Annotated in this window: 19 protein-coding genes; 13 read left to right on the top strand and 6 right to left on the bottom strand. The window is 72.3% G+C overall.

The window, feature by feature from the left end:
• The first annotated feature begins 103 nt into the window (after positions 1-103).
• The gene (locus tag O7634_RS27735) at positions 104-1,288 is read left to right on the top strand and encodes an OFA family MFS transporter (protein ID WP_278153066.1); all 1,185 of its coding nucleotides are present in this window, start codon (positions 104-106) and stop codon (positions 1,286-1,288) included.
• Positions 1,289-1,317: 29 nt separating this feature from the next.
• On the opposite strand, the gene O7634_RS27730 is transcribed toward O7634_RS27735, so the two are convergent.
• The gene (locus O7634_RS27730) at positions 1,318-1,848 is read right to left on the bottom strand and encodes a winged helix-turn-helix domain-containing protein (RefSeq protein WP_278153065.1); all 531 of its coding nucleotides are present in this window, start codon (positions 1,846-1,848) and stop codon (positions 1,318-1,320) included.
• A gap of 260 nt (positions 1,849-2,108) precedes the next feature.
• On the opposite strand from O7634_RS27730, the gene O7634_RS27725 reads away from it, so the two are divergent.
• Positions 2,109-6,533: a S8 family serine peptidase gene (locus tag O7634_RS27725; RefSeq protein WP_278153064.1), complete on the top strand. Its 4,425-nt coding sequence runs from the start codon at positions 2,109-2,111 to the stop codon at positions 6,531-6,533.
• Positions 6,534-6,604: 71 nt separating this feature from the next.
• Here O7634_RS27725 and O7634_RS27720 read toward each other — a convergent pair whose 3' ends face one another.
• Positions 6,605-7,108 carry a winged helix-turn-helix domain-containing protein gene (locus O7634_RS27720; RefSeq protein ID WP_278153063.1) on the bottom strand — a complete coding sequence of 168 codons (504 nt, stop codon included), beginning with the start codon at positions 7,106-7,108 and terminating at the stop codon, positions 6,605-6,607.
• Positions 7,109-7,366: 258 nt separating this feature from the next.
• On the opposite strand from O7634_RS27720, the gene O7634_RS27715 reads away from it, so the two are divergent.
• From O7634_RS27715 to O7634_RS27700, 4 genes are read left to right on the top strand one after another with little or no spacing between them, the layout of a single operon-like run.
• Complete coding sequence (locus tag O7634_RS27715) at positions 7,367-8,332, top strand: phosphatase PAP2 family protein (protein ID WP_278153062.1); 966 nt, start codon at positions 7,367-7,369, stop codon at positions 8,330-8,332.
• A 28-nt stretch (positions 8,333-8,360) separates the two neighbouring features.
• The gene (locus O7634_RS27710) at positions 8,361-9,056 is read left to right on the top strand and encodes a response regulator transcription factor (protein ID WP_278153061.1); all 696 of its coding nucleotides are present in this window, start codon (positions 8,361-8,363) and stop codon (positions 9,054-9,056) included.
• Complete coding sequence (locus tag O7634_RS27705; protein WP_278153060.1) at positions 9,053-10,510, top strand: HAMP domain-containing sensor histidine kinase; 1,458 nt, start codon at positions 9,053-9,055, stop codon at positions 10,508-10,510. Before O7634_RS27710 ends, O7634_RS27705 begins: the two co-directional genes overlap by 4 nt.
• The gene (locus O7634_RS27700; protein ID WP_278153059.1) at positions 10,507-11,016 is read left to right on the top strand and encodes a hypothetical protein; all 510 of its coding nucleotides are present in this window, start codon (positions 10,507-10,509) and stop codon (positions 11,014-11,016) included. The genes O7634_RS27705 and O7634_RS27700 overlap by 4 nt, the downstream gene beginning before the upstream one ends.
• Positions 11,017-11,034: 18 nt before the next feature.
• Here O7634_RS27700 and O7634_RS27695 read toward each other — a convergent pair whose 3' ends face one another.
• From O7634_RS27695 to O7634_RS27685, 3 genes are read right to left on the bottom strand one after another with little or no spacing between them, the layout of a single operon-like run.
• Positions 11,035-12,057 (bottom strand): D-alanine--D-alanine ligase family protein, encoded by a 1,023-nt coding sequence (locus O7634_RS27695; protein WP_278153058.1) that lies wholly within the window; start codon positions 12,055-12,057, stop codon positions 11,035-11,037.
• Entirely contained in the window at positions 12,054-13,196 is a 1,143-nt protein-coding gene (gene alr / locus O7634_RS27690; protein WP_278153057.1) for an alanine racemase, read from the bottom strand. The genes O7634_RS27695 and alr overlap by 4 nt, the downstream gene beginning before the upstream one ends.
• Positions 13,193-14,335: an acyltransferase gene (locus O7634_RS27685; protein WP_278153056.1), complete on the bottom strand. Its 1,143-nt coding sequence runs from the start codon at positions 14,333-14,335 to the stop codon at positions 13,193-13,195. The genes alr and O7634_RS27685 overlap by 4 nt, the downstream gene beginning before the upstream one ends.
• A gap of 183 nt (positions 14,336-14,518) precedes the next feature.
• Here O7634_RS27685 and O7634_RS27680 point away from each other — a divergent pair, with 183 nt between their 5' ends.
• Positions 14,519-14,881, top strand: coding sequence for a hypothetical protein (locus O7634_RS27680; protein WP_278153055.1), 363 nt, complete (start codon positions 14,519-14,521; stop codon positions 14,879-14,881).
• A gap of 57 nt (positions 14,882-14,938) precedes the next feature.
• Here O7634_RS27680 and O7634_RS27675 read toward each other — a convergent pair whose 3' ends face one another.
• A complete protein-coding gene (locus tag O7634_RS27675) occupies positions 14,939-17,200 on the bottom strand; it encodes a catalase (RefSeq protein ID WP_278153054.1) in 2,262 nt (753 codons plus the stop codon).
• 184 nt (positions 17,201-17,384) lie between these two features.
• Here O7634_RS27675 and O7634_RS27670 point away from each other — a divergent pair, with 184 nt between their 5' ends.
• The 6 genes from O7634_RS27670 to O7634_RS27645 all read left to right on the top strand — a co-directional run bounded on the left by O7634_RS27670 (position 17,385) and on the right by O7634_RS27645 (position 23,299).
• A complete protein-coding gene (locus O7634_RS27670; RefSeq protein ID WP_278153053.1) occupies positions 17,385-18,275 on the top strand; it encodes an alpha/beta hydrolase in 891 nt (296 codons plus the stop codon).
• Positions 18,276-18,410: 135 nt separating this feature from the next.
• Positions 18,411-19,202, top strand: coding sequence for an ATP-binding cassette domain-containing protein (locus tag O7634_RS27665; protein WP_278153052.1), 792 nt, complete (start codon positions 18,411-18,413; stop codon positions 19,200-19,202).
• Positions 19,199-19,921: an ABC transporter ATP-binding protein gene (locus O7634_RS27660; protein ID WP_278153051.1), complete on the top strand. Its 723-nt coding sequence runs from the start codon at positions 19,199-19,201 to the stop codon at positions 19,919-19,921. The genes O7634_RS27665 and O7634_RS27660 overlap by 4 nt, the downstream gene beginning before the upstream one ends.
• Positions 19,922-19,952: 31 nt before the next feature.
• Positions 19,953-20,831 carry a branched-chain amino acid ABC transporter permease gene (locus O7634_RS27655; RefSeq protein ID WP_278153050.1) on the top strand — a complete coding sequence of 293 codons (879 nt, stop codon included), beginning with the start codon at positions 19,953-19,955 and terminating at the stop codon, positions 20,829-20,831.
• Complete coding sequence (locus O7634_RS27650) at positions 20,828-21,928, top strand: branched-chain amino acid ABC transporter permease (RefSeq protein ID WP_278153049.1); 1,101 nt, start codon at positions 20,828-20,830, stop codon at positions 21,926-21,928. Before O7634_RS27655 ends, O7634_RS27650 begins: the two co-directional genes overlap by 4 nt.
• Before the next feature lie 84 nt (positions 21,929-22,012).
• The gene (locus O7634_RS27645) at positions 22,013-23,299 is read left to right on the top strand and encodes an ABC transporter substrate-binding protein (RefSeq protein ID WP_278153048.1); all 1,287 of its coding nucleotides are present in this window, start codon (positions 22,013-22,015) and stop codon (positions 23,297-23,299) included.
• Positions 23,300-23,511 lie beyond the last annotated feature (212 nt).

Genomic DNA, 23,511 nt, shown 5'->3' with positions numbered 1-23,511 from the left:
CCAGTGAGCCGGCAGACGGGGGACTCAGCTCATGGCACACACCGCAACCGGATCAGGACGACAGACACCGACGCGAGGGCGATGGAACCTCGTCATCGCCGCCGTGCTCGTGCAACTCGCGCTCGGCGCGGTGTACGCGTGGAGCGTGTTCAACACGCCGTTGCAGCAGGAGTTCGGTTGGGCCAAGTGGCAGGCGGTCCTGCCGTTCGAGGTGGCGATCGGGACGATCTTCATCGGCAGCCTGGTCGGTGGTCGCATCCAGGACCGGCGCGGGCCCCGCCCGGTCGCGTTGGGCGGCGGTGTGCTCTACGCGGTCGGCAACATGCTGGCCGCGCTCACCTCGTCGGAGGACGACCTCTGGCTGCTCGTGCTCACCTACGGCGTGCTCGGCGGCATCGGCCTGGGGGCCGCCTACATCACCCCGATCGCGATGCTCGCCAAGTGGTTCCCGGACCGGCGTGGACTGATCACCGGCATCGCGGTGGCCGGGTTCGGCTTCGGCGCCGTGATCGTGGCGCCGGTGGCGAAGCGGCTGCTCAGCGGCACCGACCACCCGACGCACGTGTTCTTCCCGCTGGGCGTGGCGTACCTGATCGCGATCCTGCTCGGGGCGTCGCTGTTCCGCAACCCGCCGGACGGCTACCAGGTGCCCGGGTTCACCCCGAAGACCACCGGTCGGGCGCTCGCCGGCACCCGGGTCTACACGCTGCGGGAGGCGTTGCGGACCCGGCAGTGGTACCTGCTCACCGGCATCCTCGCGCTCAACGTCGCCTGCGGCATCGCGCTCATCTCCCAGGCATCGGACGCAACGCAGGCCATCACCGGGGCCAGCGCGGCGAGCGCGGCCACCCTGGTCGGCGTCCTCGGCCTGTTCAACGGCGCCGGCCGGGTGGCGTGGGCGTGGTTGTCCGACCGCACCGGGCGGATGCCCGCGTTCTTCGGGATGCTGCTGTTGCAGGCGGTCTGCTTCTTCATCCTGCCGCACGCCGCGGCGCTCGCCCTCTTCGCGATCCTCGCCGCGCTGGTCTACCTCGCCTACGGGGGCGGCTTCGGCACCATGCCCGCCACCGCTGCCGACTACTTCGGCACGCCCAACGGCGGGGCGATCTACGGCGCCATGATCGTGGCGTGGAGCATCGGGGGAGTGGTCGGCCCGCTGGTCACCTCGCTGCTGTACGAGGCGAGCGGCAAGAGCTACACGCTGCCGTTCACGGTCATCGCGATCGTCGCCCTGGTCGCCCTGGTGCTGCCCCCGATCACCCGGATGCCGTCCGAGCCGACCGGGTGAGCCCGCGCCGCGCGGGTGACGTCGACCGGTCAGGCGCGTTCGACCCGCGCCTGCTGGTGATCGGTCAGGCGCAGCCCGACGCCGCGTACCACGTCGATGGCGGCGTCGGTGCCCAGGTCGTGCAGCTTGCGGCGCAGCCGCTTCACCAGTGACTGGACGTCCGCCTTGCGTCCGCGTCCCTCGTCCCCCCACACCGTCCGGTGCAACTCGGCGTAGCTCCACACCCGTGCCGGCTCGGTGATCAGGCAGGTCAGCAGGTCGTGCTCCAGGCGGGTGAGGTCCACCTCCCGGTCGCCGCAGCGGGCGGCGGACCGCGCCGAGTCGATCACCAGGGCGGCGGCCGGCGCGGTCTCCGACGCGGGCGCGGCGGCCTGACGCGGCACACCGATCAGCCGGCGTAGCTCGTCGAGGTCGGCCACCAGCAGCAGCGGCGCGATGCCGTCCAGGCGCTCCGCCAGACGAATGCGTTCGGCCGGCGACGGCGTCACCGCGATCAGCAGGGGGAACGGCTCGTCGGCCGGATCACCCCTGTCCACCGCCGCCTCGTCATCCTCGGCCACAGCACCGCCCGGGATCGATGGACATCCCTGCCCAACTCTCGTCATGCTATTGACAATGATTGGCAAGCGCGCCGCCAGCACTGCGACTCTTAGCGACAAGTTGCTCACGGCAAGTTCTTGATCAGCCGTTCTTCTCGATCATAGTGTCCAGTCGGGCAACCGGCGTGACCCGCGCGGTGCATGGGGGAGGCATGGCGAATCTTTCACACCTTTCCTCGTGGCCCACTACACCCTGGGTCGTTCTGAGGGAGGCAGCACCAATGTTCAGACGTCCACAATGGCGACGCGCGGCCAGATCGCTGGTGAGCGCCGCCGCGGCGACGGTCCTCGCCGCGACATGTCTGGCCACCATCGGCTCCGGCGCGCAGGCGGCGCCGATCGGCGCGACGGGGGCGGGCGCCGCGACCGGAGACAAGATCCGACCGGAGCTCGCCAAGCAGCTCCAGGCCAAGAGTGAAGCGGACTTCTGGATCCGGTTCAAGGACCGGGCGGACCTCAGCAAGGCGAGGGCCATCAAGGACTGGTCGAAGCGCGGCACGGCGGTCGCGGAGGCCCTGCGCCAGACCGCGGCGGCCAGCCAGGGCAAGATCCGGGCCGAACTCAGCGGCGCGGGCGCGAAGTACCAGACCTTCTGGGCCACCAACGCGATCAAGGTGAGCAGCGGCTCGCTGGAGATGGCGCGGAAGTTCGCCGGGCACGCGGAGGTCGAGGGCCTCTACGCCCCGGTCGCCTACAAGGTGCCCGAGACCACCAAGGGCACCGACGAGAAGACGGTGAACGCCCTGGAGTGGGGCATCGCCAACATCAACGCCGACGACGTGTGGTCCCAGTACGGGGTCAAGGGCGAGGGCATCACCGTCGCCAACATCGACACCGGCGTCCAGTTCGACCACCCGGCGCTCGTCGACGCGTACCGGGGCAACAACGGCGACGGAACCTTCGACCACAACTACAACTGGTTCAACGCCGCCGGCTCCACCGGCGCCTGCGCGACGGCCCCCTGCGACGACGACGGCCACGGCACGCACACCATGGGCACCATGGCCGGCTCCGACGGCGCCAACCAGATCGGTGTCGCCCCCGGGGTCAGGTGGATCGCCGCGAACGGCTGCTGCCCCACCGACGCCGCGCTGATCGAATCCGGTCAGTGGATGCTGGAGCCGCTGGACCTCAACGGTCAGAACCCGGACGCGAGCAAGCGGCCGAACATCATCAACAACTCGTGGGGCACCCGCGACCCGTCGAACGAGCCGTTCATGGAGGACGTGACCGACGCCTGGGCCGCGTCCGGGATCTTCGGCACCTGGTCCAACGGCAACAGCGGGCCGGACTGTGAGACCAGCGGCTCGCCGGGCAGCATCGCCAGCAACTACTCGACCGGCGCGTACGACGTCAACAACAACGTCGCCGGCTTCTCCTCCCGCGGCGCCGGTCAGAACGGCGAGATCAAGCCCAACATCTCCGCGCCGGGGGTGAACGTCCGGTCGAGCATCCCGGGCAGCGCGTACGGCAGCATCAGCGGCACCTCGATGGCCGCGCCGCACCTGGCCGGCGCTGTCGCGCTGCTGTACTCGGCGGCCCCGTCGCTGGTCGGTGACGTGGACGCGACCCGCGCGCTGCTCAACGGCACGGCGATCGACAAGGCCGACGACCAGTGCGGTGGCACCGCCGCCGACAACAACGTCTACGGCGAGGGTCGGCTGGACGCCCTCGCCCTGCTCAACGCCGCCCCCACCGGCGACATCGGCACGCTCGCCGGCACCGTCACCGACGCGACCAGCGGCGCCCCGATCGCCGGCGCGACGCTGACGCTCACCGGCCCGGCCGCCCGCGAGCTGACCACCGGCGCCGACGGGAAGTACTCGACCCAGCTCCCCACCGGTGACTACCAACTCACCGTCGCGGCCTTCGGGTACGGCAGCGTCACGAAGGCGGTCACCGTCACCAAGGGTGCGACCACCACGCTCGACGTCGCGCTCACCGCGGTGCCGAGCGTCACCGTCTCCGGCTCGGTCACCGACGGCTCCGGCCACGGCTGGCCGCTGTACGCCAAGGTGACGGTGACGGGTGTGGCCGGCGTCTACGACTACACCACCCCGACGAACGGCCGGTACAGCATCAAGCTGCCGGCCGGTCAGACCTACACGCTGAAGTACGAGTCGCAGTACCCGGGCTACCAGACCGTCACCAAGGAGGTCGTCGTCGGCTCGGGCAACGTCACCGCGAACGTCGCGGTGCCGGTGAACACCACCACCTGCACCACCGCGCCGGGCTACACGTTCGGCTCGGACGGCGAGTACGAGACCTTCGACGGCACCACCACCCCGGCCGGCTGGACGGTGGTGGACAACGCGGGCAGCGGTCAGGTCTGGAAGTTCACCGACGACGGCGAGCGGGGCAACCTGACCGGCGGCAGCGGCGGCTTCGCGATGATCGACAGCGACGACTACGGAGCGGGCACCAGCCAGGACACCTCGCTGGTCAGCCCGGTGGTCAACCTGACCGACGTCGCGACCCCGGTCATCCGGTTCAACCAGGACTTCAACCAGCTCGACGAGGACGTCGCCGACGTCGACCTGAGCGTCGACGGTGGCGCGACCTGGACCAACGTGCTGCGTCAGGAGACGGACGTGCGGGGGCCGAAGGTCACCGAGATCGCGATCCCGCAGGCGGCCGGCAAGGCGCAGGTGCAGGTCCGCTTCCACTACTACGACGCCTCGTACGAGTGGTGGTGGGAGGTCGACAACGTCCTGATCGGTAGCCAGGTCACCTGCGTGCCGGTCGACGGTGGCCTGGTCGTCGGCCACGTCCGCGACAAGAACGACGGCGGCTACGTCAACGGCGCGACGGTCACCAGCAAGGACCGACCCGCCGAGAAGGCCGTCACCGTGGCCACCCCGGACGACCCGGGGCTGGAGGACGGCTTCTACTGGATCTACTCGTCGCTGACCGGGGCGCACCCGTTCACCGCGACGGCCGGCAACTACGTCAGCCAGACCAAGCAGGTCGACGTCGAGGCCGACTGGGCGACCGCGGCGAACTTCCAGCTGGCGGCCGGCCGGCTGGCGGTGACCCCGACGCAGCTCAGCGCGACGCTGCAGATGCCCAGCGGTAAGACCAGCAAGACGTTCACCGTCACCAACACCGGCGGCGCCCCGGTGGAGGTCAGGTTCACCGAGCGGGACAACGGGTTCGAGCTGCTGCGGGCGGACGGCTCGACCGTCACCCGGCAGCAGACGCTCGGGGCCAGCGGAGCGCCGGAGCAGCGGCTCACCGCGCCGACGTCGTTCGCCGCCAGGGCGTCCGGCAAGGCGGCGACGGCGGCCACCGCCGCGACCGGCCCGCAGGCCGCGCCGTGGACGGACATCGCCAACTACCCGGCGAACATCATGGACAACCGGGTGGTCAACCTGGACGGCAAGGTGTATTCCCTCGGCGGTGGCGACGGCAGCGCCTCCACCGCCAAGAACTACGTCTACGACCCGGCGGCGCAGACCTGGTCGGCCATCGCCGACCTGCCCGGCGCCCGGAACGCGGTGACGGCCGGCGTCATCGGTGGGAAGATCATTGTTACCGGTGGCTGGGGCGACGCGGGCCCCGACTCGGCGACCTGGTCGTACGACCCGGGGGCCAACACCTGGACCGCGCTGGCCGCCAACCCGGCGCCGCGGGCCGCGGCCGGTCAGGGCGTGGTCGACGGCAAGCTGTACGCGGTCGGCGGCTGCACCACCGCCAACTGCACGCCGATGTCGAACAGCGTCGTCCGGTTCGACCCGGTGACCAACACCTGGGAGACGCTCCCCAACTACCCGAAGTCGGTGGCCTTCGCCTCCTGCGGCGGGATCGACGGCGCGCTCTACTGCACCGGTGGCAACGACGGTTCCGCCGCGCAGAGGGCCAGCTACGCGTACGACCCGGGGGCCAACACCTGGACCGCCGTCGCCGACGCGCCGACCGACAACTGGGCCAGCTCCTACGCCGTCGCCAACGGCAAGCTCCTCGTCGTCGGTGGCTCGCAGGGCGGGGCCATCAGCAACGCCGGTTTCGCGTTCGACCCGGCGGCCGGTTCCTGGTCCAACCTGCCGAACGCCAACACCGCCCGGTACCGGGGCGGCGCGGCGTGCGGCCTCTACAAGATCGGTGGCTCGTCCGGCAGTTTCAACGCCGCCCCGAACAGCGAGGCGCTGCCGGGCTTCGAGGGCTGCGCGGAGGCGGCGGCCGACGTCAGCTGGATGACCATCGACAAGTCGGCGGTCACCCTCGCGCCGGGCGACAAGGTCACTGTCACCGTCGGGCTGACCGCGAACGTGGACCAGCCGGGGACGTACTCCGGCGCGGTCGGGATCGCCGAGAACACCCCGTACTCGGTGCCGCCGGTCGCGGTGACCATGACCGTGAACCCCCCGAAGACTTGGGGCAAGCTCATGGGTACGGTCACCGGCACCAGTTGCCAGGGCGCCACCTCGCCGCTCACCGGCGCGGTCGTCCAGGTCGACTCGTGGGCGGCGTCCTACACCTTCGCCACCGACGCCGGGGGTAAGTACGCCTACTGGATGGACCGCCGCAACAACCCGCTCACGATGATCGTCGCCAAGGACGGCTGGAAGCCGCAGACCCGTCAAGCGAAGATCAACACCACCACGCCGACGGTCGAGGACTTCGGGTTGACGCCCATCAAGTGCTGACGCCGCAGCGGTAGCGAGCGAATCCGGCCCGCCTGGTCCCCGACCGGGCGGGCCGGACCACGCGCGGGGGATCAGACCGGGGCGAGCCGGAAGCCGACGCCGCGTACCGCGTGGATCGTCGCGGCGGCGTTCAGCCGGGCGAGCTTGCCACGCACCCGGCGGACGACCGAGTGCATGTCGGAGTTGCGGCCGAGGTGCCGGTTGCCCCAGACCTCCAGGTGCAGCCGCTCGTACGTCCAGACCTGCCCGGGTTCGTGCACCAGGCAGAGCAGGACGTCGTGTTCCAGTCGGGTCAGGTCGATCTCCCGGTCACGCCAGCGCAGCACCCGGCGGTCGGAGTCGACGGCCAGGTCCGGCGGTGGTTGCGGGCTCGGCGTCACCTCCGCGCGCGTGGCCGGCGGCGCGGCGGTGCTGGCGGGGGACGCCCGGACCACCCCGAGGAACTCCCGGGCCTGGTCGACGTTCGAGACGATCAGGAAGGCGTCACTGCCGCCGAGCAGCCGAGCCAGATGTCGGCGTTCGGCTGGCGAGGATGCGATGCCGATGACCAGGCTGGCGACTGGAGTTGCCTGCATTCCCCCACACCTTCCGGTTCCCCCACCGTACTCCGGATGGATTTTTCGCACCGCGACCGAAACATCGATCAACGTCTTGACCCTAGTGGCGGCTCATCTCGGCCGGGTAAAACCTGGTTGCCGACGGAGAGGCAAATTTCCCGGCCCGGCCGGTCCACCGCCGACGATCCGCTCTCCGGCGGCGGTGGGGGGTGGTTGTGACAGAACCAAGACAATCCGGGGACGCCGTGCGGACCCGGCGGGACGAGCATGGTCGCCATGTCCATCGGATCGTCGTACTCCGTCGGTCGGCCGACGCCCGGCCCGTCGCCGGCGCGACCGGCGCCGCACGCCCGCGCCGCGACGCCGCTGGGACGCCGGCTGCTCGCGGCCGCGCTGTGTGGTCTGCTCGCGCTGACCCTCACCGCCACCGTCTTCGTGCGGACGGCGGCCGGGCAGTGGCTGGACGGCGTGCTCCTGCCGCCCGCCGAACGGGGTGGGGGGTACGAGCAGCGGACGACCCTGGTGGGTCCGGCCAAGACCGTGTTGGCCGCCTTCGGCCGCCCGACGCTGATCGCCGCGGTACTCGCTCTGGTGGTGCTGGTGGGTGCGCTCCGCCGGCGACTCGTGGCGGCGGTCGTCGGCGTGGGCCTGGTCCTGGGCACGGTGCTGGTGGCCGGCGCGCTGAAGTCGGCGCTGCCCCGCCCGGATCTCCAGATCGAGAGTTCGACGACCCACAACAGCTTCCCGAGCGGCCACGTCGCGGCGGCGACCGCCCTGCTGCTGGCGTTCCTGCTGGTGCTGCCCGGGTGGGCCCGGCGGTGGCTGGCGGTGCCGGGGGCGGCCGGGGTGTCGGTGATCGCCGCCGCCACCATGATCGCGGGTTGGCACCGGTTCAGTGACGCGCTCGGTGGCGTGCTGCTGGGCGTGACGGTGTTCTGCCTGGCCGCCGCCGCGTTGGCGGCCCTGCCCGGGGACCGCGTCGCGGCCACCGGTGCGGACGCCGGCGGACCGGGGCGACGACTGGCCGAGGCGGCGGTCGGGCTGGTCGTGCTCGTCTGGGTGGTGTTGGTGGTCGTGCCCGGTCTGGTCGCGTCGGTGCGGTCCGGGCTGCTCGTCGCCATCGTGGCGGCCGGCGGGTCGACGGTGCTCCTGATCGGTTCGGTGGTGTTCCTGGTGCGGTCGGCGGACTTCGCGGTGCCGCGGCCGCCGCGCGAGCACGCACCGCCATCGATCAAACGTTAAACAACGTCATGAGGGGATACTTGGCGACATGTCCCAGGTGCTGCTGATCGAAGACCACCAGACGGTGCGCGACGGGCTGCAGTTGGCGCTCACCCGGCAGGGCCACACGGTGCACGCGGTGGAGACCGGCGAGCAGGGGCTGGAGCGGCTGCGCAGGAGCCCGTCGGACGTCGTGGTCCTCGACCTCATGCTGCCCGGGATGGACGGGTTCGAGGTCTGCCGGCGGATCCGGCAGCTCGGCGACCTGCCGATCATCATGCTCACCGCCCGCAACGACGACATGGACGTGGTGGCGGGCCTGGAGGCCGGCGCCGACGACTACGTGGTCAAACCCGTCCAGGCCCGGGTGCTCGAGGCCCGCATCCGCGCGGTGCTCCGGCGCACCGGCGCCGGGTCGCGGCGTGCCGGCGGCGAGCGGGCCGGCCCCGAGCAGCACGGCGCGTTGACGATCGACCGGGCGGCGTTGGTGGTCAGCAGGGACGGCAAGCCGGTCAGCCTCGCCCCGACGGAGTTGCGACTGCTGCTCGAACTCTCGCACACGCCCGGCCAGGTGCTCAGCCGTCAGCAACTGCTGACCGCCGTCTGGGAGCACGGGTACCTCGGCGACTCGCGTCTGGTGGACGCGTGCGTCCAGCGGGTGCGCGCCAAGATCGAGACTGACTCCTCGGCGCCGGTCTACATCCAGACCGTACGCGGTTTCGGATACCGGTTCGGGCCGCTGTGACGTCCTGGCGACGGGCCGGCGCCCAAATTTCCGGCCTGCGGGTCCGGCTGCTGCTGGCGTTCGCGTTGTTGGGGGTGACCACCACGGCGGTGGTGGCCAGCGGCAGCTACGTCCAGGCCCGCACCGTCATCCTGCAACAGGCGCAGGACGCCGCGGTGGCGTCGCTGACCGACCAGCTCGGCAGGGTCTACCCGATCGTGCAGCTCCCGCCGACCCAGAAGGAACTCGACCTGCTGGCCCAGCGGCTCTCCGACCGGGAGGGGTTCGCGGTGGTCGTCTACCGGGACATGCGGTCGTCGGGCACGTCCGCGCCCGACCCGGTCACCCCCGCCCTGCGCCGCGAGGTCGGCGACGGCCGCCTCGCCTGGCAGCGGGTCACGGTGGACGGGCAACCCATGCTGTTCATCGGCACCCAACTGCGCCTCGACCGATCCGCCGGGGTGTCCCGATCGTCCGGCCTGGAGGTCTACTCGGCGCGCAGTCTCGTGGCCGAGCAGCAGAGCATCGACCGGCTCGCCACCCTGGCGTGGCTGACCGGGGGCCTGTCCCTGGTCCTGGCCGTCCTGCTGGCCCTGCTGGCTGCCCGGGGAGTGCTGCGGCCCGTCCGCGAGTTGGGCCGGGCGGCGCTCCGGCTCGGCGAGGGCGACCTGAGCACCCGGTTGACGGTGCGGGGCGTGGACGAGCTGGCCGATGTGGCCCGGACCTTCAACGACACCGCGGGCACCCTGGAGCGGCAGGTCGGTGAACTGCGCCGGATGGAGGCGGACGCCCGCCGCTTCGTCGCCGACGTCTCGCACGAACTCCGTACCCCGCTGACCGCGATGACGGCGGTCACCGACGTGCTGGACGAGGAGGCGGAGCACCTGCCCGGAGACGCGGGCCGGGCCGCCCGGCTGGTCAGCCAGGAGACGCAGAACCTCACCCGGCTCGTCAACGACCTGATCGAGGTGAGCCGGTTCGACTCCGGCACGGCGCGCCTCGCCCCGGACGACGTGGACGTCGCCGCCGCGGTGGCCGCGACGTTGCGCGTCCGCGGCTGGCACGAGCGGGTACGCGCGGAGCTGCCACCCGGTGTGGTGGCCCGGCTCGACCCCCGCCGACTGGACGTCATCGTCGCCAACCTGGTCGGCAACGCCCTGCGGCACGGCGCCGAGCCGGTGTCCGTACGCCTGGACGCCGACGCGGACTGGGTCACCGTCGAGGTGGCCGACCAGGGACCGGGACTGGACCCGGAGGTGCTGCCGCACGTCTTCGACCGCTTCTACAAGGCCGACACCGCGCGGACCCGCTCCGAGGGCAGCGGCCTCGGCCTCGCCATCGCCTGGGAGAACGCGCGCCTGCACCGTCGTGGCGAGCGACAGGGCTCCCTCGTCGCCGGCAACGGTCCGGCCGGTGGCGCGGTGTTCACGCTCCGCCTGCCCCGCGACACGGCCGACGCCGGAGGCGCCCGGTGACCGGCCACCGGGCCGGACGCGCCCTGCTCGCCGGCGCCCTGCTGCTGACCCTGGGCGCGGCGGGTTGCGGGGTACGGCCCAGCGAGGTCATCACCGGTCGCTCCGCGGTCAGCGGCCCGTCCCAGGGCAGCACGATCTACCTGCTCGCGGGGGACGACCTGGTGCTGGTCCTGCGTCCGACGGCGAGCGGCGCCACCTCCCCGGGGCAGGCGCTCGCCCTGCTCGCCGCCGGCCCCGAGCGGGACGAGCGCGACCAGGGCCTGACCAGCGAGGTACCGGCCGGGATCGGTGCGGCCGTCACCGTGACGTCGGGAGCCGGGCAGTCCGGTGGCCTCACCGTGCGGACGACCGGGGCGGCGCTGACGTTGTCGGCGCACGCGACCGACCAGATCATCTGCACCACCGTCGACGCCGCCGCCCAGTCCGGCCTGGCGGAGGTCTGGACGGCGGTCACCATCGTCGGGCCCGACGGCGCCCAACCGCCCCGGCGGTGTTCCGTCCGGTGACCGGGCGCCGACCGGCGCTCAGACCAGGTCGACCGCTCGCGCCTGCCGGGACGGGCCACCGTGGCGGCCCCGGCCCTCGTCGGCCAGCGCGCCCGAGATCAGGATGTCGATCAGCGTGGCGAACCCGATGCCGGCCCGCTCCCAGATCTGCGGAAACTGCGACGCGGCGGTGAAGCCGGGGAAGGTGTTGACCTCGTTCACGATGGGCTCGGTCGACCCCTCCGTGGGCAGGAAGAAGTCGACCCGCAGCAGCCCTCGACAGTCCAGCGCGCGGAACGCCTGGATCGCGCGGTCCTGGAGCACCCCGGTGGTCGCCGCGTCGAGCGGGGCGGGAATCTGGAAGACGGCCCCGCCGTCGTACTTCGCGTCGTAGTCGAAGAAGCCGGCGCCGGTCACCCGGATCTCCAACGGCGGGCCGGCCTCGACCCGACCGTCCGGGTGTTGCAGGACCGCCACGTCGATCTCCCGGCCCCGCGCGCCCTGCTCGACGAGGACCTTCGGGTCGAACCGCCGGGCCTGCCCGACCGCGGCCGGAACCCCGGCCCAGTCGTCCACCCTGACCACGCCCAGGCTGGAACCGGCACGCGCCGGCTTGACAAAAACCGGCAGGTCCAGTCGGTCCCGTTCGGCGGCCGACAGGTCCTCGTCCGGGCGCAGCGTCACCCCCGGGCTGACCCGCAGGCCCGCCGCGGCGAGCAGGCGCTTGGTGACAGCCTTGTCCATGCCGGCGGCGCTGGCGAAGACGCCGTTGCCGACGTACGGCACGCCGAGCCATTCCAGCAGCGACGACACGATGCCGTCCTCGCCGTACGGTCCGTGCAGGGCCGGAAACACCACGTCCTGGTCGCGCAGGACGCGCAACGCCTGCGGCAGCGGTGTCGGACGGCCCCCGACGTGCCACCCGCCGTCGCGGTCGATGAGCACCTCGGTGACCTGGTGGCGCGCCGGGTCCAGGTGGGCGAGGATGCTCGCCGCCGAGCGGCACGACACGTCGTGCTCACCGCTCTGCCCGCCGTACAGGACTGCCAGTCGGGTTGTCATGAGACGCGTGCCCTTTCGTGGAGGTGGTGGCGGGCCACCCGGGGCCCGATGCCGGTCAAGATCTCGTGCGGGTTGGTCCCGGCCCAGCGCGCCCACTCGGCGACCGTCGGGGGGCTCTGGTCATCCTCGGCGGGGCCGAACACCACGACCGGGGCGCCGATCGCCACCGGCAGGTCTCCGGCGTCGACCACGCACTGGTCCATCGCGATGCGCCCGACGATCGGGCACCGCCGGCCGGCGAGCCACACCGAGGCGCTGCCGCTCGCGGCCCGGGGCAGCCCGTCGGCGTAGCCGAGCGGCAGCAGCGCCAGCGTGGTCGGTGCGCCCGTCACGTGGTCGGGTCCGTAGGAGACGCCGGTGCCGGCCGGTACCCGCTTGACGTTGACGACGCTCGTCCGCACCGTCATCGCGGCCCGTAGCCCGTACCTGCCCGGGTCGCCCGCGCCGAACGGGTCCACGCCGTACAGCGCGATGCCGACCCGGCAGAGGTCGAAGCGGGTCGCGGGCGCGGACAGCGCGGCGGCGGAGTTGGCCAGGTGGGTCAGCTCCGGGTCGAGACCGGCGGACCGCCCGGCCCGCAGCGCCTCCTCGAAGGCGGCCACCTGCCGGTGCAGTTGCGGCGCGCCGGGCAGGTCGGCGTCGACGAGGTGGGACCACACGCCGCGCACCCGGATCCCGCCCTCCCGTTCGTACTTGCGGGCCCACGCGACCAACTCGGGCCAGTCGGTCCCGGTGGCGCCGTTGCGCGACAACCCGGTGTCCGCCTTGAGCTGCACCATCGCCGGCACGCCGAGCGGACGGGCCGCGTCGGCGACGGCGTGCAGATGCGTCGTCGTCGACACGCCGACGTCGACGCCGGCGTTGATCAACTTACCGAAGTCCTCGGTCGGGCCGTGCAGCCAGCTCAACGTGGGCGCCGTCACACCGGCCGCGCGCAGCGTCAACGCCTCGGCCGCCGAGGTCACCCCCAACCAGGCCGCGCCGGCACGCAGCGCGGCACGGGCCACCTGTACCGCGCCGTGGCCGAAGCCGTCGGCCTTCACCACGGCCATCAGGTCGGTCCCGGTGACCGACGCGATCGTCCGGACGTTGCTGGCGATCGCGGTGAGGTCGACGACCGCCTCGGCCAGGGTGCTCATCGGGCCGTCTCCGCGCGCCGCGTGCCGGGCAGCGCGAACAGCCAGCCCGCCCGCAGCACCAGCAGGCCACGGTGCACCGCCAGGCTCAGCCCGATCACCGCGCCGGTCAGCAGAACCGGATATCCGAGCACGATCAGGCCCTGAGCGGACCGACCCAGTTCGGAAACCGGTACGAGGAGCAGCCGGTGCAGCAGCGCCAGGACCGGCATGTGGACGACGTAGATCGGCAACGTGACGCGGCCGAGCCTAGCCAGCGGTTCGCCGAGCGCCGACCACCGTACGAGCTGGGCAGCGGCGGTTATGCCGAAGATCACTGCCAGCACGGAGACCGCCGGCCACACGCCGAACCACCGCTGCGCGCCGGCCGCCGCCATGGCCGCCAGCGCGAGGGCGTACGCGACGGTGGCCGCCAGCAGCCGGCGACGATCGGCGGTCGCGGCCCAGCCGAGGATCCGCTGTCGCAGGAACAGGCCGGCGAGGAAGAAGACCAGGTTCTGGTAGAGGCCGCCCCGGTTGCCCGGGGTGTCGAGCAGGCCGGCGGCGGTGACGGCGGACAGCGCCGCGGCGGGTGCCAGGACCAGCGCCCGGGGCAGGCCACGGGTGGCCTTGGCGATGGTGAAGTACAGCGCCAGCGCGTACAGGTACCACAGGTTGGACGGCGTGACGGTGAGCTGCTCCAGCAGGCCGAGGGGTGTGCCGGCGCGGTCGGTCGGCAGGTCCGGCAGCGCGGTGAGGACCACGGTGTGGATCAGCAGCCAGACGGCGTACAGGTAGAGGAAGGCGGCGATCCGGCCGCGCGCGACGACCCGCCACGGCCGGCGTACGGCGTTCGCCGCGAAGACGCCCGAGATGGTGAAGAACAACGGCATCCGCAGCGGCAGGAGTTGCTCACCCAGCGCTCCCCACAGGCCCGGCGCCGGCGCGCCGAGATGCCAGTCGACCTGGAGGTAGTCCTTCACCACCACGTGCCACAGGACGACGAGGATGATGCAGGCGCCCTTCGCGGCGTCGGCCCATCGCGCCCGTTGGGATCGGTGCGCGGTGGGTGCGGTCCGGTACCTGCGACGGAACCCGACGCGCGTCGCGTCGGGCTCCGTCGCGGCGGGTCCGGACCCGATGGGAGAGAGCTGTTGGATCACCCGTCGAAAGCTGCCAGCCGGATATCCGCGCCCGATCCCCGAATTGTCATGAACCGGTAATGGACAGATCAGGTCCGTCCGCGGGCGGTCGCGAGCCTGTCGGGACGCCGGGCGGCAGAGCGCAGGGATAGGCTCGGCCGCTCCCAGGATCTAGAGAAGGCGAGGCGAGCAGTGGAGGTGCCGGTGACCGCCGACCGCACGCGCCTGCTCCGGATCACCCTGGCCTGGCTGGCCGGCAACCTGGTCATCGGCCTGTGCGCGATCGTGCCGATCGCTGCCCTGGACACCCTCACCTACTACCTCCGGGCCCTCAACGGCGAAGACGTCGTCGCACCGTACGGCTCCGCGGGGGCGCGCTTCGCCGTCGTCGAGGTTGTCGTTCTGAGCACGGTGCTGCTGGTAGCGACGGTGCTGGTCAATCGTCGGCAGTGGCGTCGGTTCCGGGCTCTTCGATCGGTCGGGTTTCCGGCTCTGCTGCTGGCGACCCTCGTACCGCTGGCCCTGCCGTTCCTGTGGTTCTGGTTCGGCACCGACCGCACCTTCTGAGACGTCCGACGAGGGCTGCCCTCCCGAACCGGGAGGACAGCCCTCGTCGTCGTGGGGTCAGGCGACCGAGGCCGGGAACCGTTCCCACACCCGGTGCGCGGCCATGAGCTGCCGCACGGCGGTCAGGGCCTCGGCGCCCGAGCCCGCCGCCACGACGCCCGGGGTGCCGGCCACGCCGGCCTGCTCCAGGACCGTGACGCCGGCGCCCCAGGCGCCGATCGCCTTCGCGTGCCGCCAGCCCTCCTCGACCAGCAGCAGCACGCGGGGGTCGACGGTCGCCGCGTCCGGCCGTCCCGCCTTGGCGTCCCGGGCGGGCAGCGCGTCCGGGGCGGGTGCCGGTGCGGCGGCCAACAGGATCGCGTCGAACTCGACCGACCGGCCGGTGGCGAAGGTGCGCTGCACCGGCAGGTCGCCCACCATGCCGCCGTGCGGCGCGATCAGCAGCGGCACCATGCCGGCGTCGAACACGGCCCGGCGGACCTCGTCGACCCCGTCCAGGTCGCCGGTGGGGTCGACGACGATCCCGACGGTCCGGCCGTCAGCCGGCCACTCCCGACCGACCTGCGACAGCGCGGGGCTGGGCGCGACGTCGGCGAGCGGCACCGTCGGTTGCGGCGCGGGCAGGCCCAGGCCGGTCGCGACCTCCTGGCACAGCACCGGGTCGATGTTGGCGAGGCTCCGCAGCTGCCGTTCCTTGATCGCCTGGTGGTAGCACTTGCCCAGCTCGAAGGTGTACGCCCGGATGATGTGTTCCTTCTCGACCGGCGACATGCTCAGCCAGAACAGGCGGACCTGGCTGTAGTGGTCGTCGAACGAGGCCGGGTTCGCCCGTACCTTCGGGGCCTCGGCGACGGTGACCGGCACGTCGACGAAGGCGTGCTCGGCGTCGCCGGCCGGGAACGGGTTGCCCCCGTCGAGCGAGTTCGGCCGGTACGGCGCGACGCCCGCGTGCACCGCCTGCTGGTGGAAGCCGTCGCGCAGCATGTCGTTCACCGCCGCGTGCGGGCGGTTGATCGGAATCTGCGAGAAGTTCGGCCCGCCCAGGCGGGTGAGCTGCGTGTCGACGTACGAGAACAACCGGCCCTGCAACAGCGGGTCGTTCGTGACGTCGATGCCCGGTGGCAGGTGACCGAGGTGGAAGGCGACCTGCTCGGTCTCGGCGAAGAAGTTCGTCGGCGTCCGGTTGAGCACCAGCCTGCCGACCGGCTGCACCTCCGCCAGTTCCTCCGGCACGATCTTCGTCGGGTCCAGCAGGTCGATGCCGGCGAAGGTCTCCTCGGGGGTGTCCGGGAAGACCTGGATGCCCAGCTCCCACTCCGGGTACGCGCCGGCCTCGATGGCGTCGTACAGGTCGCGCCGGTGGAAGTCCGGGTCCATGCCGCCGAGTAGCTGGGCCTCCTCCCAGGTCAGCGAGTGCACGCCCAGCTTCGGCTTCCAGTGGAACTTGGCCAGCGCCGTCTCCCCGGCCTCGTTGACCAGGCGGAAGGTGTGGACGCCGAAGCCCTCCATCGTCCGGTACGACCGCGGGATGCCCCGGTCGGACATGTTCCAGATGGTGTGGTGCTGGGCCTCGGTGTGCAGCGACACGAAGTCCCAGAAGGTGTCGTGGGCGCTCTGCGCCTGCGGGATCTCCCGGTCCGGGTGCGGCTTGCCGGCGTGGATGATGTCGGGGAACTTGATGGCGTCCTGGATGAAGAAGACCGGCATGTTGTTGCCGACCAGGTCGAAGGTGCCCTCGTCGGTGTAGAACTTCGTCGCGAAGCCGCGGGTGTCGCGGACGGTGTCGGCCGAGCCACGCGAGCCGAGCACTGTGGAGAACCGGACGAAGACGTCGGTCTCCCGGCCCTTCTTCAGGAAGCCGGCCCGGGTGACCGCCTCGGCGTTGCCGTAGGCGGTGAAGACGCCGTGCGCCCCGGCGCCCCGGGCGTGCACCACCCGCTCCGGGATGCGCTCGTGGTCGAAGTGGGTGATCTTCTCCCGGAGGTGGTGGTCCTGGAGCAGCACCGGGCCGCGCGGGCCGGCCTTGAGCGAGTGGTCGGTGTCGCGCAGCCGTGCCCCCTGCGCGGTGGTCAGGTACGCGCCCTGCTGACCGTTCGCTGTGGTCGGCGCGCCGGTCTCGGCGCCGGTCGGCGTGCGCGTCTGCGGCGCTCCCTGCTCCGGCTTCGGCGGCAGCGGGTCGTGCGGGGTGGTGGGCTCCTCGAGGGTCGGCGGCGCGCTCCCCGGCGCGCCGGGGACGTCCGGGCTCAGGGCGTCGGCGATCTTTCCGGAGGCGGCCTTCACGGCGTTCTTGACCGCCTCGGCGGGCTTGCTGGAATCCACTGGACGAACCTCTCCATGGCGCTGGTGTGGGCGGGCGCCTGCCCTGCTACCCCTGGTCAGGGGGTCGAAACGCGACTGATCACGGCAAATGCCGCCGGGACTGGTGATTTCGCCGATGCCTGGCAGGGCGGAGCGGCGAAAACTGACAAGGGTCGATATCCTTCGACCCTAGGGAGTGCCCGACGTGTCCTCACCAACCACCACCCGTCCCCGTTCCGTGGCAGCCCGGCTCGGTCTGGCCGCCGCCCTGGTCGCCGGCGTCGTCCTGGCCGGTCCGTCCGGTGCCGCGCAGGCCGCCGGCCCGTACGAGCGGGGCCCCGACCCGACGACCGCGATCCTGGAAGCCAGTCGTGGCCCGTTCACCACGGCCTCGCAGAGCGTGTCCTCGCTGAGCGTGACCGGCTTCGGCGGCGGCGTCATCTACTACCCGACCAGCACCAGCGAGGGCACCTTCGGCGCCATCGCCATCTCGCCCGGCTACACCGCCGCCTGGTCCAGCATCAGCTGGCTCGGACCGCGGATCGCCTCGCACGGCTTCGTGGTCATCGGCATCGAGACCAACACCCGGCTGGACCAGCCGGACAGCCGGGGTCGGCAGTTGCTCGCCGCGCTGGACTACCTCACCCAGCGCAGCTCGGTGCGGAGCCGGATCGACAGCAGCCGGCTCGCGGTGGCCGGCCACTCCATGGGCGGCGGGGGCAGCCTGGAGGCGGCCTCGTCCCGGCCGTCGTTGCAGGCGGCGGTGCCGCTCGCGCCCTGGAACCTGGACAAGAGCTGGTCCGAGCTGCGGGTGCCCACGCTGATCATCGGTGGTGAGAGCGACAGCGTCGCGCCGGTCGCGACGCACTCCGTGCCGTTCTACAACAGCATTCCGTCCTCGGCGGAGAAGGCGTACCTGGAGCTGAACGGGGCGAGCCACTTCTTCCCGCAGACCACGAACACGCCGACCGCGCGGCAGATGGTGGCGTGGCTGAAGCGGTTCGTCGACGACGACACCCGCTACGAGCAGTTCCTCTGCCCCGGCCCGAGCGGGTCGCAGATCGAGGAGTACCGCAACACCTGCCCGAGCGCCTGACCGGCGAGCTGCGGGGCGGTCGCCGGTGGCGGCCGCCCCGTCCGCGCGTGCGGGGGCGTCGGAGGTCTTGACGCGATACCCCGGAAACGTACACTGCGAGTGTAAATAACACCCGCCACGACCGAGGGATGGGTGATGGAGCGCGGCCTGGAACTGCACCACATCGGCGTCCGTTTCGGCGGCCTCACCGCCCTCGACGACGTCTCCCTGCGGGTGCCACCCAACCGGGTGGTGGGCGTGATCGGGCCCAACGGCGCGGGCAAGACCACGCTCTTCAACGTGATCTGCGGCTTCGTCGCCCCGGAGTCGGGATCGCTCACCCTGGACGGTCGCCCGTTGCGGCCCCGGCCGCACCGGCTGACCCGGCTCGGCATCGCCCGCACCTTGCAGGGCACCGGGCTCTTCGCGGGGCTCAGCGTGGTGGAGAACGTGATGACCGGCGCGACCCACACCGCCCGTGCGGGTTTCGCGTCGGCGCTGTTCGGCCTGCCGGCCAGCGACCGCGACGAGCGCCGGCTGCGCGCGCACGCCCTGACCGTCCTCGACGACCTGGGCATCGCGGCGCACGCCGACGCCGCGCCGACCACACTGCCCTTCGCGGTACGCCAACGGGTCGCCCTGGCGCGCGCGCTCGCCGCCCGACCCCGGCTGCTCCTGCTCGACGAGCCCGCCGGCGGTCTCGGCGCGGACGACATCGCCGAGCTGGCGGAGCTGGTCCGGCGGCTGCCCCGGCGCGACGTCGATCCCTGCGCCGTGCTCCTGGTCGAGCACCACATGGACCTGGTGATGGCCGTCTGCGACGAGTTGGTGGTGCTCGACTTCGGCCGGGTGATCGCGGCGGGCACCCCGGACGAGGTCCGCGACGACCCGGCGGTGACCGACGCCTACCTCGGTGCGACGGTCGAGGAGGAGGTGTCCTCCCCATGAGCGCGTCCGACCTGCTCGAGGTGCGCGGGCTGGTGGCCGGCTACGGGGCCGCGCCGGTGCTGCGGGAGATCAACCTCAGCGTCGCCGCCGGCACGATCACCGCCGTCGTCGGCGCCAACGGCGCCGGCAAGACCACCCTGCTGCGCGCGCTCTCCGGCATGATCCGCCCGGCCGCCGGCCAGGTGCTGCTCGCCGGCGAGAACCTCAGCGGTACGCCGGTGGAGCAGCTCGTCCGGCGCGGCATGGCGCACGTCCCGGAGGGTCGGGGCGTGATCAGCGAGCTGACCGTCGACGAGAACCTGCGGCTCGGCGGGCTGTGGCGGCGCGACCGGGCGGACGCCGGGCGGGCCCTCGACGAGGTCTACGAGCTGTTCGAGCCCCTGGCCCGGCGTCGTCGGCACCTCGGCCACCAGCTCTCCGGCGGCGAGCGGCAGATGCTGGCGCTCGGCCGGGCCCTGGTCGGCCGGCCCCGCCTGCTGCTGCTGGACGAACCCTCGCTCGGCCTGGCCCCCCGGGTGGTCGCCCGGATCATGGCCCTGCTCCGCCAGCTGCGCGACCGGACCGGCCTGACCGTCCTGCTCGTCGAGCAGAACGTGCGCAGCGCGCTCGCCGTCGCCGACCAGGGCGTCGTGATGTCCCTCGGGCAGGTGGTGATCGCCGCTCCGGCGGCGACGCTGCGCGACGACGTCGACCTGCGCCACGCGTACCTCGGTTTCTGACCACCACCTCGTCCCCTCGGAGGGAGGACTCTTGGACCGCTTCGTCTTCCTCACCGTCGACGGCCTGTCCCGGGGCGCGGTGTACGCCGCGTTCGCGCTGGCCCTGGTGCTCATCTGGCGGGCGGCGCGGGTCGTCAACTTCGCCCAGGGCGCGATGGCCGTCGCCGCCGCGTACGTCGTCTACAGCGTCACCTCGGCCACCGGCTCGTACTGGCTCGGTTTCCTGGTCGCGATCGTCGCCGGCCTGCTGCTCGGCGCGCTGGTGGACCGGGTGGTGATGCGGCACGTCGACCACGCGTCGCCGCTCAACCCGGTGATCGTCGCGCTCGGGCTGGTGCTGCTGATCCAGGCCGTGCTGGGCATGGTGTACGGCAACGAGTTCCGCCCCGCCGAGGCCCCGTTCAGCAGGACCGCCCTCACCGTGGGCGGGGTCGCCGTGCTGTCGCCGTACGACCTGTTCGTCTTCGCCACCATCGGGGTGGTGGTCAGCGGCCTGGCCTGGCTGTTCGCGCGTACCCCGGTGGGGTTGCGGATGCGGGCGGCGGCCTTCGCGCCGGAGGTGTCCCGCCTGCTCGGGGTCAACGTCGGCGGCATGCTGACCCTCGGGTGGGCGCTGGCCTCGGGGGTGGGCGCGCTGGCCGCCATGCTGGTGCTGCCGACCGAGCTGGGTCTGCATCCGCACGCCATGGACCTGGTGTTCGTCTCGGCGTTCACCGGTGCGGTGGTGGGCGGGCTGGACAGCCCGCCCGGCGCGGTGGTCGGCGGCCTCGTGGTGGGCCTGCTGCTGTCCTACGTGAGCGGTTACGCCGGCAGTGACCTGACCCCGCTCGCGGTGCTGGTGCTGCTGCTGGCGGTGCTGCTGGTCCGGCCCGGCGGGCTGTTCGCCCCGGTCGCGGCGAGGCGGGTGTGAGCGCGACCCGGGCGGCAGCGCCGCCGGAGGCCCGTCCGGCCGACGCCGGCGACCGGCCCGCGCCCGGCCGACGTGGCTCCACGCTGCTGCGCCACCTCGCGGTGGTGCTCGCCGCCGGGGCGCTGCTGGTGGCGGTCAGCTACGCCGTCGAGCCGTTCCGCAACTTCCAGCTCGCCACGGTGGCCGCGTACCTCTGCGCGACCGCCGGCCTGACCGTCCTCACCGGGCTCAACGGGCAACTGTCGCTGGGGCACGGCGCGTTGATGGCGACCGGGGCGTACACCGTGGCGCTGTGCCAGAACGCGTTCGCCGACCGGGGGATGACCGGTGGCTGGCTGCTGCCGCTCTCGCTGGCCGCGGCGATCGTCAGCACTGTCGCGGTCGGCGCTGTGGTCGGGGTGGCCGCTGCCCGGCTGCGCGGGCCCTACCTGGCCGGCGTCACCCTGGCGGTGGCCGTGGTGGTGCCGGCGCTGGCCGTCACCTTCGACGGCGTGTTCAACGGCGAGCAGGGCCTGTCGGTGCCGGTCGAGCCGCCGCCGTTGGCGCTCGGCCCGTACTTCCCCTACGAGCGGTGGCAGCTCTGGCTCACCGGCGCGGCCACCCTGCTCGTCCTGTTGCTGCTGGCGAACCTGATCCGCAGCCGGTACGGGCGCACCTTCCGGGCGGTCCGCGACGACGAGGTGGCCGCCCGCCTCGCCGGCATCCACGTGGCCCGCACGCAGGTCCTCGCCTTCGTGGTCAGCGCCGCCACCGCCGGGCTCGGCGGGGCGTTGCTGGCGGTCCTCGCGCAGAGCGTGTCCCCGGGGGCGTTCTCGCTGACCCTGTCGCTGTTCCTGCTGATGGCCGTGGTGATCGGGGGTCTGGGTCGCCTCGCCGGCGCGGTGTGGGGGGCGGTCCTGCTGGTCGCCCTGCCCGACCTCACCCACTCGGTGACCGAGCTGCTGACGCTCTCGCCCGCGGTGGCCCAACGGCTGGAGGGAAACCTGCCGCTGGCGATCTTCGGGCTCACCCTGATCGTCGTCATGATCGCCGCGCCCGGCGGCATCCAGGGCCTGCTGTCGAGTCTTGGTCGGCGCCTGCGGGCCCGACGTTCCTGAGCTGTGCCCGGCCCGGCCCCGGCCGGGCGCTCCACCACCACACCGTTCCCCCGACGACCGGACCGAGAAAGGTCGGTGTTCTCCATGCGCCGTACGGCACAACGTGGTCTCGCGCTCATCAGCACCATCGCCCTGCTGGCCACCGCTGCGGGTTGCAGCGGTGACGACGGCTCCGGTCCCGGCGGCGCCCCGGTGCCGGGCGTCACCGACACCGAAATCACCGTCGGCACCCACATGCCGCTGACCGGGCCGGCGTCGGCCGGTTACTCGAAGATCGCCCCGGCGACCAAGGCGTACTTCGACTACGTCAACGCCAACGGCGGGGTGCACGGGCGGAAGATCACCTACAAGATCATGGATGACGGCTACAACCCGGCGAACACCCAGCAGGTGGTCCGCCAGCTCGTCCTGCAGGACAAGGTCTTCGCGATCCTCAACGGACTGGGCACGCCGACGCACACCGGCGTGCTCGACTTCCTCAAGAGCAACCGGGTGCCGGACCTGTTCGTCGCCTCCGGTAGCCGTAGCTGGGACCAGCCGGACAAGTATCCGGGCACGTTCGGGTTCAACCCGGACTACACGGTGGAGGGCAAGATTCTCGCAAACTACGCGAAGCGGGAACTGGCCGGGCAGAAGGTCTGCTTCCTCGGGCAGGACGACGACTTCGGCCGGGACAGCCTGGCCGGCGTGGAGAAGGTGCTCGGCGCCTCGGCGGTGGCGGTCAAGCAGACGTACGTCACCAGCAACACCAACGTCGCCCCGCAGATCGGCGCGTTCAAGGCGGCCGGTTGCCAGGTCGTCGTGCTCGCCACGGTGCCCGGCTTCACCGCGCTGTCCGTCGGCACCGCCGCGCGGCTGGGCTTCAAGCCGCAGTGGCTGGTCGCCAACGTCGGCGCCGACCACCCCACGCTGGCCAAGCAGCTCGGCGCCGCCGCTGGACTGCTCGAGGGCATGGTCGGCACCAACTACCTGCCGATGCAGAACGACACGGCGAACCCGTGGATCCAGCTCTTCATGAAAATCAACAAGGAGCACAACGGGGACGCCGCGTTCGACGGCAACACCGTCTACGGCATGTCCGTCGGCTACCTCTTCGTGCAGGCGTTGCTCGCGGCCGGCAAGGACCTCACCCGGGAGAAGATCATCGACGCCGTGCGGAAGGGCGGGTTCCAGGGTCCGGGCCTGGCGCCGCTGCGCTTCTCCGAGAAGGACCACTCCGGGTACGGCGGGCAGCGGCTGAGCCGGGTGAGCGGGGGAGTGCAGAGCTACTTCGGGCCGGCGTACGAGACCGACGAGGCGGACGGGCCGGTCAACGAGTACACGGTGGCGCCGGCCGTGCCACCGGCGAACGGGGTCCCGACCGTCTCCTGAGGTCCCGTCCCGGCGTCGCCCGACCGGGCGTGGTTTCCCCCGGACCGCGCCCGGTCGGACGGCTGCGCCGAACACTGGCGCGGCGACCGTCGACGCCGGTGCGCGAGGCGTTGACCGACGCCGATCGGCGCTCCTACTATCTGCACCGTGAATGCAGATTCAGGTGGGCGTGCCGGTTCGCCGTCGTCGCACTCCCCGCTCGGCCCGGACGA

Origin of the sequence: Micromonospora sp. WMMD1120, from assembly GCF_029626235.1 — a bacterium.
Taxonomy (GTDB): Bacteria; Actinomycetota; Actinomycetes; order Mycobacteriales; family Micromonosporaceae; genus Micromonospora.
Note: the sequence above shows the minus strand (reverse complement) of the source record. Positions and strands in the feature narration are given on the sequence as shown.

Coding starts and splice junctions, on each gene's coding strand:
- O7634_RS27665 (WP_278153052.1), top strand. CDS start 18,411: ATGGAGCGCGGCCTGGAACTGCACCACATCGGCGTCCGTTTCGGCGGC.
- O7634_RS27695 (WP_278153058.1), bottom strand. CDS start 12,057: ATGACAACCCGACTGGCAGTCCTGTACGGCGGGCAGAGCGGTGAGCAC.
- O7634_RS27720 (WP_278153063.1), bottom strand. CDS start 7,108: ATGCAGGCAACTCCAGTCGCCAGCCTGGTCATCGGCATCGCATCCTCG.
- O7634_RS27645 (WP_278153048.1), top strand. CDS start 22,013: ATGCGCCGTACGGCACAACGTGGTCTCGCGCTCATCAGCACCATCGCC.
- alr (WP_278153057.1), bottom strand. CDS start 13,196: ATGAGCACCCTGGCCGAGGCGGTCGTCGACCTCACCGCGATCGCCAGC.
- O7634_RS27710 (WP_278153061.1), top strand. CDS start 8,361: ATGTCCCAGGTGCTGCTGATCGAAGACCACCAGACGGTGCGCGACGGG.
- O7634_RS27660 (WP_278153051.1), top strand. CDS start 19,199: ATGAGCGCGTCCGACCTGCTCGAGGTGCGCGGGCTGGTGGCCGGCTAC.
- O7634_RS27725 (WP_278153064.1), top strand. CDS start 2,109: ATGTTCAGACGTCCACAATGGCGACGCGCGGCCAGATCGCTGGTGAGC.
- O7634_RS27715 (WP_278153062.1), top strand. CDS start 7,367: ATGTCCATCGGATCGTCGTACTCCGTCGGTCGGCCGACGCCCGGCCCG.